This is a genomic window from Maribacter spongiae (genome assembly GCF_047345125.1).
Lineage (GTDB): Bacteria > Bacteroidota > Bacteroidia > Flavobacteriales > Flavobacteriaceae > Maribacter.
This window is the reverse complement of the sequence record NZ_JBLFEQ010000010.1, coordinates 37,369-53,961: the sequence shown is the minus strand read 5'-3', so window position 1 is coordinate 53,961 and position 16,593 is coordinate 37,369. Positions and strand designations below refer to the sequence as shown.

The window sequence follows — 16,593 nt, the reverse complement described above, 5'->3', positions numbered from 1 at the left end:
AGTTATTTTAGTACTTTAATTATGTTGTCGAGATAATCTACAGTTAAATTAAATTCAATTTTCTTATTCGGGAAGTAGTTATCCATTTGCTTTCTTAAATCTATAAAAGGCTCAAGTGCGGTATTGTCATTTTCAATTCCTTTAATAACCGAAATTGAGATTATATATTTATTTTTCTCTTTTTCAGCGTATACATATTTTGCTACAGATAAGTCAAAAAAACCGGTTTCTCTAAAACCGTCTGCTATTTTATCTATCTCTGTTTCACTAATACTTTCAGAATTATATGAAATTTCGTGTTTAACATTAACTCCGTAATATTTGGTCGAGATTTGAGATTGTTCCATTGAATCCATAGCGAAGGCTGTTCCAAAAATTGGAATTATAGTTATTAATAAACCTATTATTGAAATTCCAATAACTCGCCACCAACTATAAAATTCACCACCAGATTCAATATGTTCATTAGATTGATTTTCTTGATACTTTTTAAAAAGTCCATATGCAATTGCGGAATATGCTATTGGTATTAGTTGATTTGGAATATTAACGTTTTCAGGAATCATAAAAGCAATTCCAAAAACAACTATTGTAACTACAATTGTAATAATCCAAGTTGGGGTTATTTTATCTTTTTCTCCAAAGGCTTTAAAATTTTCAGAGAATAAATAACCTGCAACTAATGGTCCACCTAAAAATGTTCCTACCCAAAATGCTTTCTCTTTAAATATTTTACTTTTTAATTCGCTCATTTTTTGCTTTAATTGGCTACAACGATCCGTATAACCGTCTGTTACGGGTTAATTTGCGATTATTTTCGGTTTAGCACAGACTTAGGCAATTCCGAGTGGATTCGGACGTAGTCGTCCCGATAGCTATCGAGGACGCCGTAATTGCGTTTATACATTGTTACCAAACGTTTTTATTTTTCAGGTTTATAGTTTAGAGTGTTTCCTCTCGGAATATAGCTCAAACTCAATAATTCATTACTGTATTCAAGTATAGAATATTCTAAAGTGTCAGAATCATTTGTTATTGTTAAAAATTCGAAAGGTTTATGTTCAGTTCCTAATTCCTTTATGTATTCTCTTCGTATTTTAAAATCGTAAATATCGGAAGAGTCAGTTTCCATTCCTTTATAAAACATAATCCATTTTCCGTTTTTAATTTCAATTCCAGCAAGCGAGTCTACTGTACTTATCCAACGTCCATCTTGAAATTCGGTTAGTTTAATAATTGGTTTTTGTTCATTCTGGTTTTCAATTTCCTTTTTAACAGGAATATTCGTTTCGTTGTTTGTGTTTTGGTTGGTTTGAAAAGCCAATGTTACCAAAGCTCCAATAATAGCACCTGCAAATCCAGTTAGAATACTCTTCTTAAAATCTAACGATTGGATTATATATTTTTTGTGAAACCAATTAATATAAAATTCTTGAAACCAATTCAGTTTGAGACAATATTTATGTCCTTGAACAGTATTATGTAGTTCTTGTGAAACTATCTCGTGCGTAGCTTTAGTATTCAGTTCCTTTCGGTCAAGTTTGTCTAACTTGTAAATCTTATAAAATGAGTTTATGAATTTTTTAGATTTCTCTTGTTCGCCAAAACCAATAGATTTTCTTAAAGGATGAAGTCCAATATAATTATGAATTTTGTTTCGATGAATTGTGATGAAATATTTTTCAGATACTTCTTTCCAAGCTGGATATGGAAATATTAATTTTAATTTCATCGATTTTCTCTAATGTTTGGTAACGATTTAGCTATAAATCTGTTTTAATTGTTTATAGCTACCGATAACGAAGTTCGTTGATTCTGGAATTAATTTAAAACCGTTCTCACTGGATTTGTAAGAAAGTTTTTAACATAAAATTTTTGTCATTTCTGTAAAAGTCAACTAATTCGAGGACAAAATTACAGGTAAAAAGTTTCGATTTTGATGATCAATATATGGGTGCCTTAGCGTTTACGGACCATGCTATTGATTTAAGGAATGTACCATGTTACAAAATACCGTCTATTTTACAATATTCTTAAAAAATGGAAAAGTTACCGGTTTAAGGGAAAGTAAGTGTTTCATTATCGGTCTCATATAACCGTTGGCAGTAGTAATTTTATCAATCGTAATGAAATCTGCATTTAGCAATTAAAATTTCTCCTTCATTATATTTATAAATCAGTCGATGTTCACTGTCAATTCTTCTCGACCAAAATCCGGAGTATTTATGTTTTAACGGTTCAGGTTTTCCGATTCCGTCAAAAGGATTTCTTGCTATATCCTTTAGTAGTTCGTTGATTTTTTTAACTTTCTTTTTATCTGTCTTTTGCCAATATAGATAATCTTCCCAAGATTCATCTACGAAAATATATTTCATTTTAATCTTGGGTTAAATCTTTGGTAAAGGAATCTCCTTTTTTTAGCTTTTCTATCGCTGAATCTAATCTTAATTCGTTTTTCTTTGAAGATAATTCGTGATTTGTTGCCATTAATGAGTTATACTCACTCAACGACATTACTACAACTCCAGTATCTTTCCCTCGATTGATAATCAAAGTTTCAAAATTTCGCACAACTTTATCTAAGTAATATTTGATATCCTTTCTAAAATCCGATGCACTTGTAGTTAACATAATAGTGTGTTATAATAAGTACAAATATATGTACATTTAATTGTTTTTCAAAATTTTATGAAAGTGAATTTTTTTAGTACTGCCAACGATTTAGCTATAAACCTGTTTTAATTGTTTATAGCTGCCGATAACGAAGTTCGTTGATTCTAAAATCAACTTCAAATCATTCTCATTTGATTTGTAAGAAAGCTTTTAACAGTTCTTTCGGTAAAGGTCATGACTTTCGCTTGGCGTTTCCCGTTTCCGGAACGCAATGCCCATCCCCGGTTCCTTGGCCCATTTTTCGAGTTCCGAATAATAGCAGGGAAGCTATGTCTTTTCTTTGGACTTTGACATGGCCACCGGAACGGTTTATATAAAACCTCTTCTTGTTTTCGGAATAAATGGAACGGTTTCCATTTCTAATTTTATCTTTGTTGGGTACACCGTACATAAAGGGTTGTTCTCTAGCTTCTTTATGTTTTGAAACACAAATACCTGTAAACCCATCTTTCGATCCTAAAAGCTTAATTTATTTCTATGAAGAATAAAATCAGAACCATAATAATTAACATTCTCTCAAATACCTTGGGGAACTTACTTGTATTTCTTCAACCACATAAAGCAAGGGAATTATCAAAAAAGGGAATGACCCTGGTTATGAAAAATGATCTATCCGTAAAGGAACGATTGATGCGTAGGGCAATACTCAAAAAAACAGAGAAAAAAGGCAATTTTAAGGAATTGGCGGAATTTCATGAGAATTATTGGGCGAATAAAGGAGCTGATTTTTTTGATGCGAACAATAAGCGGTTAGAACATATCAATTTACCTTTTTGTGATTTTATTTTTGATTTATTGGGAGAAGAACTATCAAAACAAAATGAAGGCTACCATACCCTTGTAGAAATTGGCACGGGAAATGGACGGGTTCTGGATTATTTAAGTACAAAATTTCACGGATTGGATAAATTCATTGGCATAGATTTAAGTGAAGTTCAAACCAATAACAATACAAGGTATTACAAGAAGAATCCTAAACTTGAGTTTGTAACCTCGGATGCTTTTGATTGGGTTGATAAGCATGGTCAAGGAAATACCATTTTTTTAACCTTTATGGGCGTGTTGGAGTACTTTACGGAGCAGAAATTACAGGATTTTCTAATAAGATTGAACAGTTTGGGAAAGATTATATTCGTCGCCATCGAGCCGAACGGAATCAATCATGATTTTGTTAAAAATCCTCATTCCCAGGTATATGGCACTGAACGTTCTTTTTCTCATAATTACCCAAAACTATTTAAAAATTCAGGTTTTGAATTTTGGCATTCTTCAAAAAAAACACTCGAAGGCAACATTTGTTTTATGAATTTTATCGGTGCAAAAAATTAAATTTTTGATTCCGAAAACTATACATTTTATGCTTAAGCCATCTAAAACTATCGTTCATCGATAATTTTGATCATTCTTGCCTCCCTTTATTAAATTAGTTTCTTAAACCTTGATCCATAGGTATAATTAAAAGGGAATGAATAAGCTTAATAGCGTTTACTTGCTTTTTGAGCAGACTGTGAGATCGTGTCCTAATGAAATCTGTGTAATTTCAGAAACCACTGAATTCACATACCAATATATTGAGGAAGCGGTAGCTAAGTTACATCATGCGGTTATGGAACATGCCGCCGATGAAAAAATAATTGGTATTCCTACCTCCAGGAGTGTCGATCAGGTGATAATGCTATTGGCGATTTTGAAAGCGGGGAAGGCATATCTCCCCATAGATTTAGGATATCCCCAAAGTCGTCTACAAGGAATTATCGACAATTCCAACGTTTCTTTTTGCTTTTCTACAAAAGCCGATGAAGCATCGGTTTTACAGTTGGGACTTCAATTATTGCCCGGTCATGATGACGAGGTTCCTTCCAAATCCAAGCCATTGGATCTAAATTCGGATAATCCAGCTTATATTCTATATACTTCAGGCTCTACCGGCGAACCTAAGGGTGTATGTATGGGGCAAAAAGCAGCTGTTAACTTAATTAACTGGCAGAACAAAAATTCAAGTGCCACCAGGGGTACGCGCACTTTGCAATTTGCGCCACTGAGCTTTGATGTGTCGTTTCAGGAGATTATGTCTACCCTAAGTATTGGGGGGACTCTTGTCTTGATAAATGATACCTTAAGGTTGGATATGGCTGCACTTTTGAACTTTATAGAAGATAAATCCATAAACAGGTTGTTCCTTCCGTTTGTAGCGCTCCAAGCCTTGGCCGAAACGGCTATAAGTACAATGCGTTTCCCATCTTGTCTTCAGGAAATTATGACAGCGGGCGAACAACTCAAAATTACCTCGCAGATAAGCAGGTTTTTTTCGGAAATAAGTGATTGTGTATTGTATAATCAATATGGACCTACGGAATGTCACGTAGTAAGTGAGTTGCGATTAGAAGGTGATCCGGTTAATTGGCCGGTTTTGCCAACAATTGGAAAACCGATTGCCAATACATCAATTTTTATACTTGATCGGGAGCAACAACTAGTGCCTACAGGTGAGTCTGGGGAACTTTGTATTGCCGGGGATTGTTTAGCGGAAGGTTATTTAAACAATGAAAAGTTAACGGATGAAAAGTTTATTTTCATGGAAACCCCTGAAAATAATCATATTCGTGTATATCGCACGGGTGATATTGCCCGGTATTTACCGGATGGCAATATTGAGTTTCTGGGCCGGCAAGATGACCAGGTAAAAATTAGAGGTCATAGAATAGAACTTGCGGAAGTAGAACTTGCGCTCAATACATTGCCTGGTATTCAGCAGGCCGTGGTCCTTGCAAGTAATCATATTGCGGGGCAAACCCAGTTGATTGCATATTTTCAGTCAAATTCCCAACCTTGGGATACGGTCGATTTTCGTCAACAGCTTGCAACCTTAATTCCCGATTATATGCTGCCGGCATTTTATATCCGGGTCGAGGATTTCCCCAAAACATCTAGCGGAAAAATAGATAAAAAGGCACTACCTCCCCCTGAATATAATAGGCCGGGTTCTGCTCCACTTTTCAAAAAACCGCGTACACCCCTTGAAAAAGGAATTGTAAAAATATGGAGTGAACTGTTAAGGATACCTGATATCGGTATTGATGACAATTTTTTTGAAATGGGAGGGAACTCCCTTTTGTCCCAAAAAGTTTCTGCCTTAATGAGGGAACGCCTTGATCTGGAGGTTCCGACGATTAAAATTTATCAATATCCGACCACTTCGGCAATTTCAGAGTATCTGGAGAAAGATAGAAAAACGTCTTCTATTACTGTTCCATCAAAACGGGCAAAAAAAAGATTATCGGGAGATATCGCCATTATTGGGATGGCGGGGAGATTTCCCGGAGCATTGACTATAGATGAGTTATGGGAGGTTCTTAAAAACGGAAAGGAGGTAATATCCTTTTTTACACCCGAAGAACTCGATAAAACGATTCCAGAAGCATTGCGAAACGACCCACTTTATGTAAAAGCTCGTGGTGTTGTCCCTTCTGCCAAAGAGTTTGATGCCCACTTTTTTGGACTTAATCCAAAACTGGCCGAGGCAATGGATCCGCAACAGCGGTTATTTTTAGAAATAGCTTGGGAGGCTTTGGAACAATCGGGTTATTTACCAAGGCACTATACCGGTAGCATAGGTGTCTATGCAGGTACCGGAACGAATACTTATTATAAAAACAATGTACTCCCGAATAAAAAAATACTCGATACTGTAGGGCATTTTCAAGCAAATACGGTCAATGAAAAAGACTACATTGCTTCGCGTACGGCGTATCATTTGAACCTTAAAGGGCCTGCCGTTAGTGTTCATTCCGCTTGCTCTACTTCACTTCTCGCAATTGCCGAAGCTACAGAGGCAATCAGAAATGGGCAGTGTGATGTGGCTTTGGCCGGAGGTGTCAGTATCACTTCACCTATGAATAGCGGTCACCTTTACCAGGAAGGGTCTATGCTAAGCCCAGATGGTCATTGCCGTTCTTTTGATGCAGAAGGCAAGGGAACCGTTTTTAGTGATGGTGCAGGTGTGGTGTTGTTAAAAAGCTTAGCGGACGCAAAAAAAGATGGTGATACCATCCATGGCATTATCAAGGGGATTGGCATCAATAATGATGGCGGTAACAAAGGAAGCTTTACAGCTCCAAGTGTTGAAGGGCAGGCAGGGGCAATCAATAGTGCGCTGAAAGATGCACGGACTGATCCAAAGGATATCAGCTATATAGAAGCCCATGGTACCGCGACCCCCTTAGGAGATCCGATTGAGATAGAAGGGCTTCACATGGCTTTTGGTGAACAATCTTCCAATGGTTATTGTGCGCTCGGATCCATTAAAAGTAATATGGGGCACCTTACGGCTGCAGCTGGTGTTGCCGGATTGATTAAAACCGTATTGGCCATGAAGCACGGTAAGATACCTGCTTCTCTAGGTTTTAAGCAACCTAATCCGGCTATTGATTTTGAAAATAGCCCCTTTTTCGTAAACCATACTTTGAGCGATTGGAATTCCAATGGTCCTAGAAGAGCGGGAATCAGCTCTTTTGGCGTTGGTGGAACCAATGTACATGTTATTGTAGGGGAATATAAGACAAAACAATTACCTTCTTCATTAGGTAGGCCGGTTCAACTACTCTCATGGTCTTCCAAAACTCAAAATAGCCAGGAAGGTTACCAAATAGCATTAGGTAATTATTTGAAATCCTCCTCTAACGAGCAGTTGGCGGACGTTGCGTACGCATTGCATACAACTAGGGATATTTTTAACCACAGAAGTTTTGCATTGGTGGGCAAAACAGGGGATGTTGCTACAAGCCTGTTATCCAAGGAAAATAAAGCTGTCAAGACCAATAACTTAAAGGAAGTGCCCGGTGAATTGGCATTTCTTTTTCCCGGTCAGGGTTCCCAATACCTGCAAATGGGCAGGGAACTCTATGAACAAGAAGAGGTATTTAAAGAAGCTGTTGACTATTGTGCCAAACTGTTAAAAGAAGAATTAAAATTAGATATTCGACAAATAATTTATCCCGAGACCAATTCGACCGATTCCGAAAATAGGTTAAAGGATACTCGATTTACACAGCCTGCTTTATTTGTTGTTGAATATGCCCTTTCTCAACTTTGGATAAGTTGGGGAGTACGGCCTACTTTATTATGTGGCCACAGTATTGGAGAGTTTGTTGCGGCCCATTTGTCCGGTATTTTTACTTTACCGGATGCATTACGCTTAATTGCCATACGAGGACAACTCGTTAGTGAGTTGCCTACGGGCAGTATGTTGTCTGTGCGGGCAACTGCGGACATTTTAACCGATTTACTTCCCGATACCCTCTCAATTGCCGCTATAAATTCAGACAGATTATGTGTAGTATCCGGCCCTGATAAGGATATTGAAAGTTTTGTAAAAGCCTTAAAGGCCGAAGGTATTCCGAATATGCTTTTATCTACAAGTCACGCATTTCATTCGGCGATGATGGATCCTATTTTAGAAGTTTTTAAAAGAGAAGTAAAAGCGGTAACTTTAAACATACCTCGCTTGCCTATCGTGTCTACGGTAACGGGAACATGGCTTAAAGATGATGAGGCGACCGACCCGGATTATTGGACAGACCACCTTAGGGAAACTGTTCGCTTTTCGGATGCCATGGAAACGGTCATGGAATTGGAAAACCCGGTAGTATTGGAAGTAGGTCCCGGTCGTGCATTAACTACTTTATCGCATCAAAAAAAAGGAGAAAACCCTCTGATTTCCATACCCAGTTTGTCCATTCCAAAAAAAGACGAAAGTTCTTATCATACTTTACTATCTGCAGTAGGTCAGTTATGGATAAATGGCGTAGGGGTAGATTGGAAATCGTTCTATAAAGGCCAGTCAAGACAGAAAGTTTCGTTGCCTTCATATGTGTTTGACCGCAAGCCCTGCTGGGTAGAACCCCTAGCTTTGGAAGAAGCAACTACAAATAAGATCGTTCATGGTTTTCCCAAAGAAAACGGATCAATCAAACCAAAAACAGCCCATACCGTAAAATTTATGAGAAAAAACAATATCCTTTTAAAAATTTCAGAAGTAATTTTGAATACTTCGGGAATAGAATTGGGTGCTACGGAATATGACCAAAACTTTTTGGAACTTGGCCTTGATTCGCTTGTTCTAACACAAATGGCGATTACCTGTAAAAATGAATTCGACCTTCCCATAACCTTTCGTCAACTCAATGATGAACTGGGCTCACCAAACTTATTGGCCGAGTACCTGGACCAAAACCTACCCTCGGAACAATATGCGCCAAAGCCGACCGCTATTCCGGTCGAACCATTAGTATCCAATGTGGCTTCTGACACTACGGAATCCCCAACGATAATATCTAATGCCGGTTTTGCGGCGCAAGGCGATCAAAATACGGCCTTAGGTCTCATAGCACAGCAACTTCAGCTTTTGGGCAAACAAATAGATTTATTACAAGGCAACGGAATTGCTCCAAAAGCTCCTGTAGAACCTAAAGATAATTTGGTTACACCTATTAATCCCTTAGCGGTGAATTTATCGGAAGATGAAAAGAAAGAACATAAAAAACCTTTTGGCGCATCTCCCCGAATTGAACGAAAATCTCAGGGATTAAATACCCAACAACAATTTTTTTTGAATGACCTTATCGATCGTTATAACAGGAAAACGGCTGGTAGCAAATCCTATTCCCAAAAGCATCGCGCCCATATGGCGGATCCCAGGGTAGTCTCTGGGTTTAAACCTTTAACGAAAGAACTCGTATATCCGATCGTTATTGGGAAATCTTCAGGGAACCGTCTTTGGGACTTGGATGGTAATGAGTATATAGATGCTTTAAATGGATTTGGTTCTTGTTTATTTGGTCATCAGCCAAACTTTTTAAAAGAGGTGATTCATCAACAGGTAGACAATGGATTTGAGGTGGGGCCCCAACACCCGTTGGCAGGGGAGGTATGTGAACTACTTTGTGAATTTACCGGACATGAACGTGCGGCACTTTGTAATACGGGTTCAGAAGCCGTATTAGGCGCAATGCGGATTTCTAGAACAGTTACGGGTCGCTCTTTAATTGTCGTATTTTCAGGATCGTATCATGGAATAAATGATGAGGCACTTGTGCGGGGATCTAAAAATTTAAAAACTTTCCCAGCTTCGGCCGGTATTTTATCGGAATCTTTACAAAATATACTGGTATTGGAATACGGGACCGAGGAAAGCCTAAGGATAATTCGGGAACGGGCACATGAATTGGCGGCTGTTCTCGTAGAACCTGTGCAAAGTCGCAGACCTGAATTTCAGCCCATAGATTTCCTTAAAGAAGTTCGTGGGATAACAAAGGCATCGGATACGGTACTGATTTTTGATGAAGTAATTACCGGATTTCGTATGCATCCTGGTGGTATACAAGCCATGTTCGGTATTAAAGCGGATTTGGCTACCTATGGAAAGGTAATCGGTGGTGGCCTGCCTATTGGTGCTATTCTGGGTGACCGTAAATATATGGATGCACTTGATGGTGGATTTTGGCAATATGGGGACAACTCCTATCCGGAGGTAGGGGTAACTTATTTTGCAGGTACATTTGTACGCCACCCATTGGCCCTTGCTGCCTCAAAAGCATCATTACAATACATGAAAGAAAAGGGTGAAGCTCTTCAAAATGGTCTTAATGACATTACCCAACAATTGGCTAATGCCCTAAACACCGAGTTTGCAAAGCATAAATTACCAATGAAGATAATGTATTTTGGTTCATTATGGCGGCTAAAGTTCTTAGAGGAAATACCCTATTCGGAATTGTTTTTTGTTTTGATGAGGGATAAAGGGATTCATATTTGGGACGGTTTTCCGTGTTTTATAACCAGTGCTTATGTTGAAGAAGATATAGCCCTAATTAAAACTGCATGCGTTTCCAGTATCGAAGAACTCATCGAGGCAGGTATTTTTAAGTCCGAATGTATTGAGGAAACAGTCCCCGAAAGCAAAAAATCTTCTACGGAAGTACTTAATAAACCGCCGGTTAATGGCGCCAGGCTTGGTATGGACGAGAATGGGAATCCCGCTTGGTTTGTTGCGGATGCTAAAAAAGAAGGTGAGTACGTAAAAATCGATATATAAACATAAAAGCAAATAAATGGCAACTAAAGTTATTGAATTGGTTAATAATGGTTCTTACGTTGTGGAGAAAAAATATGGCATGACTTACAAAGAGTTTGCGAAGAAACACCTTTTCGCCTGTCAGCCTGTAGTGATAGGGGATGCCTGTAAGGATTGGGCGGCAAAAGATAAGTTCACACCGGAGTTTTTTAAAAATGAGTATGGTTCTCGAGATGTTGTGGTCGAGGGCCAACGATTCAAACTTGAGGAGTATATCGACTTAATGAAAACATCCACTATTGAAAATCCGGCACCATACCCCTGCAAACTTCAAATTGACAAAGACTATCCTGAACTAATTCCTGATATATTGCCCAGATTTCAATTTGCCCTGCCGGATTGGACCCATAGTAATATGATCAAACCATTTGTAAGACATGTTGATACCCATGAGGTTTTCTTGGGAAGTCCCGGTGGACAATTTCCATATGTACATTATGATTATATGGGATTTCATGCTTTTATAACACAGCTTTATGGGATTAAGGAATTTACCGTAATTCCGCCTGAACAAACACCCTATGTTTATCCTAAAGAAAACAATTCATGGGTTTCGGAAATACCGGACATTAAGAATATAGATTCAGTTAAATATCCGCTATCCACTAATCTCACCCCCATTACCTTTACGGTGGGACCTGGGGAAACACTTTTTATCCCTAATGGGTGGTGGCATACTGCGCGTTCGCTGAATATGACCATTTCTGTTGCCCTTGATTCCTTGAACGCCTCCAATTGGGGAAGGTTTCAAAAGGAGGTCAAGGCAAAAGTTTCTAAACGGAATTCCTTAATTGCGAAAATGGTAGACGTGTATCTTTCTGTAATAGGGGGTGCATTTAAAATCGTAAAGGCCAAGGTTTAAAATTAGTGGTTAAGGAAAAGCACTACAATAGCATGAAAAACAATAATCGGCATATTTTAAAACGGTCTCTTAATATTCTGCCCCTGCTTTAATTTTCTTAAATAAGAATATATCGGAAAAATGATCAACCAAACCACTATTTCGAAAGGTGAAAATAAATTCAACCCTTTTGCCGGACCGGTACTTGAAAAAATAGTTCATGTTACTCAGTCTCAGGCAGAAATTTGGATTGGCTGTAAAATTGGAGGGGAAAATGCTAACAGGGCATATAATGAATCTGTTACCCTTATATTAAAAGGCGACCTTAAAAAACCTGCCTTGGAAAATGCCATCACCGTTTTGACACAGCGACACGAATCCCTTCGATCCGTGTTTAGTACAGATGGGCGTTTTATGAGTGTTTTTAAGGATTTGAGGCTCGTACCCGATTATCGGGATTTTTCACAATTTAATGGTACCGAAAAAGAAATCGCTCTCAAGAATTATCTTTCGGAAGAGGCCCGGCATGTGTTTGATCTTGTTAAGGGACCCCTCCTTAAAGTTGGTATCATCAAAACTAAGGCTGCCGAACACCATTTGGTGCTTACCGTGCATCACATTATCTGCGATGGTTGGTCCACCGGTATTATTTTGGAAGAACTGGGCAGCTTATATTCCAGTCATGTTCATAATCGGCCCCCTAAGCTCCCAAAACCGGAAAGCTTTTCGGAATATGCGGATGACCAGCAAGAATTCGTCCAGAGTGCCGATTATGGCAAAATAGAACAGTTTTGGCTTCAGCAATATTCGGATTCCATACCACAAGTAACATTGCCCACGGATTTTCCAAGGCCCCGACTACGGACATTCAAAAGCAATCGACAAGATTTTTTATTGAATAGCGAATTGCTTGCTTCTTTAAAAAAAGTAGGTGTTAAGGCAGGTTGCAGTTTAGTGACCACTTTAATATCGGCTTTTGAGGTTTTTTTATATCAGCAAACGGGCCAAGATGATTTGGTTTTAGGGTTACCATCTTCTAATCAATCATTTACCGGAAAAACTCAATTAATAGGCCATTGCGTTAACCTATTGCCTTTACGCACCAAACTTTCGGTCGCAACTACTTTTAACGAATATCTTAAACAACGAAAATCCGACCTCTTTGATGCCTATGAACATCAATCCCTGAGTTTTGGTCAATTGTTACAAAAATTATCGATTGTCAGGGACGCTTCCCGTGTACCACTTGTTCCCGTGATGTTTAATATAGATATGGGAATGACGGACCGGATATCTTTTGCGGAATTATCCTTTGAACTAAAAACCAATCCAAGGGAATTTGAAGCTTTTGAACTTTTTTTAAATGTTAGCGGAACGCAGGATGCACTGCTTTTGGAATGGTCTTATAACTCCTCCCTTTTTAAACCATCTACCATAGAAAGGATGATGGGTATTTTTGTGGAAATATTGATGAGAATTGTACAAAAGCCAGATAGTACCATTGGCAGTATTATTAAGGCCGATGATTCTCCTTATCAAAAATTGAATGATACCCAAGTTCCCTATCCTGTCTTCCCTTTGAATCGACTGCTTACCGAGCAGGCACGAAAAACTCCGGAAAAACTTGCCATTGAATTCAACGAAACCCGGATTTCCTATGAAAACCTCCAAAAACAGGTGAATGGTATAGCACATCAACTTATTGAACAAGGAGTATGCCCAGGTGATTTTGTGGCCGTATCCCTGCCACATTCCGAAAAGCTGGTAATTACCTTAATGGCGATTATGCAATGCGGTGCCGCGTATCTTCCCTTAGATCCCGGTTATCCCGTTAAAAGACTGGATTATATGCTGGAAGACTCTGGGGCAGCCTTTTTTATAACCAACGAGGCGATACTGGCTAAGGTAAATACCGGTTCTAAAATATTGCTTCAGAAGGATTTGTTTTCCGGAATTGACAGGTATCCCACTGTTGCCCCGAGTATAACTATGGATAATGACTCTTTAGCCTACCTGTTATATACCTCTGGATCTACCGGAAAACCAAAAGGCGTACCCGTTACCCATAAAAATTTGGTCAATTTCCTTTATAGTATGGCCCAGGAACCAGGTATAAGGGAAACCGACAGGTTATTGTCCATTACTACGATTTCATTTGATATTGCCGGTCTAGAATTGTTTTTACCCTTATTAAAGGGAGCTACACTGGTATTGACCAATGATGAAACCGCCAAAGATACCCGTTTACTACTGGAGGTATTGCAAAATAAAACCATTACCATGTTACAGGCCACACCAACCACTTGGCAAATGTTGTTGGATGCCGGATGGGAAGAACATTTACCGATTAAAGCATTATCCGGAGGGGAGGCATTGCCAATAAATTTGGCCAAAAAAATACTGGAGAGGGCAGACGAACTCTGGAATATGTACGGCCCAACAGAAACGACCATTTGGTCCGCGGTAAAAAAAATAACGGTTGACGATGAATTAATAACAATTGGTCATCCCATTGCAAACACGCAAATCTATATTTTAAACGAGCTGGGACTCCCTGTGGCACCTGGAACAATAGGGGAAATAGCAATTGGTGGGGATGGCGTGGCCAATGGTTACTGGAAAAGGCCAGATTTAACAGCAAGTAAGTTTTTACCCGATACTTTCAGTTCAGGGATTCATAAAACCCTATACCTGACAGGTGACTTGGGAAAATTGCTTCCTGCCGGTGACGTTCAATGTTTGGGCCGTAAGGACCAACAAGTGAAAATAAGGGGGCATCGGGTGGAACTGGAAGAAATTGAAGAAATATTAAATACCATAGAAGAAATACAAAGTGCGGTTGTTTTAGTAAAGAACAACAGCCTTGTTGCCCATGTCGTTCTTGATAAAAATGGAGTTTTACCCCAGTACGACTTCAAGGATTGGAAAAATACGTTACAAGAGCAACTTCCCGATCATATGGTACCCCGGGAGTACAACGTCATAGAAGAATTTCCTACTACACTTAATGGAAAGATAAACCGTAAGGCGTTGTCTTCCAAAACACTGAACAAAGAAAAATATTCAGGTACTACCGTACCCAATACCAAGAATGAAAAACTTGTAGCGGCAATATGGAAACAGTGTCTTAATGTGGGCGACATTGATACGAACAGTAACTTTTTTGAACTTGGGGGCCATTCCATGGTGGCGGTCAGGGTGATGTCGCTACTGGAAAAAGAAACAAATAAGAGATTGCCATTGTCCGCTTTATTGGAATATCCTACCATTAAAGAACTGGCATCAATACTAGATGAAGATAATCCATCATCCACTTGGAAGTCCCTTGTTCCAATGAAACCAAAAGGTAGTAAGCCCCCGCTTTTTATAGTGCATGGGGCCAACTATAATGTTTTGGTCTTTGAAAAGCTGGCACAATGTCTTGACGTTGATCAACCTGTTTACGGGTTGCAGGCAAAAGGTATTGATGGTACCGACGAACCTGACGATACGGTCGAAACAATGGCCGCTAATTTTATATCGGAAATTACTACGGTATATCCTAATGGTCCCTATTCACTGGCAGGTTTTTCATTTGGAGGTATCATTGCCTTTGAAATGTACAAGCAATTAAAGGCCAAGGGTAAAAAAGTAAAGATACTTGCCTTATTGGATAGTTATGTTTATCCCAATTATTACTATCCCGAACCTTCCAAGAAAAAGATGATGTACGGGCTATATAAACTAGGCCAACTGACATTTGTCTTTTTAAATATGTTCAGCAATAAGAAAAATTTCAATAGAAGAGTAAGGCTATTAAAACTTGCATTTAATGGATTGTATTTGAAATTTAGATATGGGAAGGAAAAACAGATTAAAATGCAATTCAATCGTTCCACGAATATTGACGAAATGCATAGTTTGGCATTCTTCCGGTATACTATTGAACCACAGGATATAATAGTGGACATGTTCCGAGCATCTGAAAACGTGTATTTTGCCCATGACTTTAAGTTTTTAGGATGGAAAGGCCTTGCTACCAAAGGGATTAGAAAGCATAAGGTACCCGGCAATCATAACGATATGTTTATTTCTCCAAACGTTGAGGATTTTGCAAAGCTATTACAAGATACATTAGATAACAATGACTCGGAATAATCGATCACAGGTATTGTGTGCCAAATCCAAGATCGTTTTTTATGACTATTCGGAATTGGATTGGAAACGTTCGGGATTGAAACTTTTTAAAATCGAATTATCGGATTTTGAAGATGAAGTTGATCTTTTGATCCGTTTTCTTCAACCGGACGAGGTTCTTCGTGCACGGCGTTATCATTATAAAAAAGATGTTGATAGATTTATAATTTGCCGTTCGGCGCTCAAGTTTTTATTGGCAAAGCAAACTGGTTTAATGACTGAAGACATCTTTATTCAAAATGATGGCAATAAAAAACCTTATTTAGCGTCCGATCCCGCTATGTTTTTTAATCTTTCCCATTCCGGTGATCGCGCCTTGATAGCCCTAGGCGACAGGGCTATGGGTGTAGATGTGGAAAGGATTGATAGCGCCTATGACTACTCGCAGGTTCTTCCCCAAATATTCAGTGAAACCGAAATAGATGAATTACTTAAATCCAAAAATCCTTTACGGATTTTTTATACTTTTTGGACCCGAAAAGAGGCTATTGTCAAAGCGACGGGAAAAGGTATTGATGATACTTTTAAAGAAATTCCCTCAATGGATGGGCTTCATTCAAGAAAACCTTCCTTGTTGGGAGCGATCCATAAATTACAGGTAAAAAGCTTCGATTTTGATGATCAATATATGGGTGCCTTGGCGACTACGGACCATGATGTTGACCTAAGGAATATACCATGTTACAAAATACCGTCTATTTTGCAATATTCTTAAAAAATGGAAAAGCTACCGGTTTAAGGGAAAGTAAGGGTTTCGTTATCGGTAAAGTGT

Annotated in this window: 9 protein-coding genes; 5 read left to right on the top strand and 4 right to left on the bottom strand. The window is 38.6% G+C overall.

Annotation, left to right across the window (positions count from 1 at the left end):
* Positions 1–2: 2 nt before the first annotated feature.
* The 4 genes from ACKWB9_RS13280 to ACKWB9_RS13265 all read right to left on the bottom strand — a co-directional run bounded on the left by ACKWB9_RS13280 (position 3) and on the right by ACKWB9_RS13265 (position 2,631).
* Positions 3–752 (bottom strand): hypothetical protein, encoded by a 750-nt coding sequence (locus ACKWB9_RS13280; protein ID WP_414003505.1) that lies wholly within the window; start codon positions 750–752, stop codon positions 3–5.
* 170 nt (positions 753–922) lie between these two features.
* Positions 923–1,732 carry a hypothetical protein gene (locus ACKWB9_RS13275; RefSeq protein ID WP_414003504.1) on the bottom strand — a complete coding sequence of 270 codons (810 nt, stop codon included), beginning with the start codon at positions 1,730–1,732 and terminating at the stop codon, positions 923–925.
* A gap of 385 nt (positions 1,733–2,117) precedes the next feature.
* Positions 2,118–2,375, bottom strand: a complete 258-nt coding sequence (locus ACKWB9_RS13270; protein WP_414003503.1) for a Txe/YoeB family addiction module toxin — start codon at positions 2,373–2,375, stop codon at positions 2,118–2,120.
* A gap of 1 nt (position 2,376) precedes the next feature.
* A complete protein-coding gene (locus tag ACKWB9_RS13265; protein ID WP_414003502.1) occupies positions 2,377–2,631 on the bottom strand; it encodes a type II toxin-antitoxin system Phd/YefM family antitoxin in 255 nt (84 codons plus the stop codon).
* 519 nt (positions 2,632–3,150) lie between these two features.
* Between ACKWB9_RS13265 and ACKWB9_RS13260 the strand changes: the two genes are divergently transcribed.
* From ACKWB9_RS13260 to ACKWB9_RS13240, 5 genes are all read left to right on the top strand, one after another.
* On the top strand, positions 3,151–4,002 hold the full coding sequence (locus tag ACKWB9_RS13260; protein ID WP_414003501.1) for a class I SAM-dependent methyltransferase: 852 nt from the start codon (positions 3,151–3,153) through the stop codon (positions 4,000–4,002).
* A gap of 136 nt (positions 4,003–4,138) precedes the next feature.
* Positions 4,139–10,765, top strand: coding sequence for an amino acid adenylation domain-containing protein (locus ACKWB9_RS13255; RefSeq protein WP_414003500.1), 6,627 nt, complete (start codon positions 4,139–4,141; stop codon positions 10,763–10,765).
* A gap of 16 nt (positions 10,766–10,781) precedes the next feature.
* Complete coding sequence (locus ACKWB9_RS13250; RefSeq protein WP_414003499.1) at positions 10,782–11,666, top strand: cupin-like domain-containing protein; 885 nt, start codon at positions 10,782–10,784, stop codon at positions 11,664–11,666.
* A 120-nt stretch (positions 11,667–11,786) separates the two neighbouring features.
* Positions 11,787–15,782, top strand: a complete 3,996-nt coding sequence (locus tag ACKWB9_RS13245) for a non-ribosomal peptide synthetase (protein WP_414003498.1) — start codon at positions 11,787–11,789, stop codon at positions 15,780–15,782.
* Entirely contained in the window at positions 15,769–16,536 is a 768-nt protein-coding gene (locus ACKWB9_RS13240; RefSeq protein ID WP_414003497.1) for a 4'-phosphopantetheinyl transferase family protein, read from the top strand. Before ACKWB9_RS13245 ends, ACKWB9_RS13240 begins: the two co-directional genes overlap by 14 nt.
* Positions 16,537–16,593 lie beyond the last annotated feature (57 nt).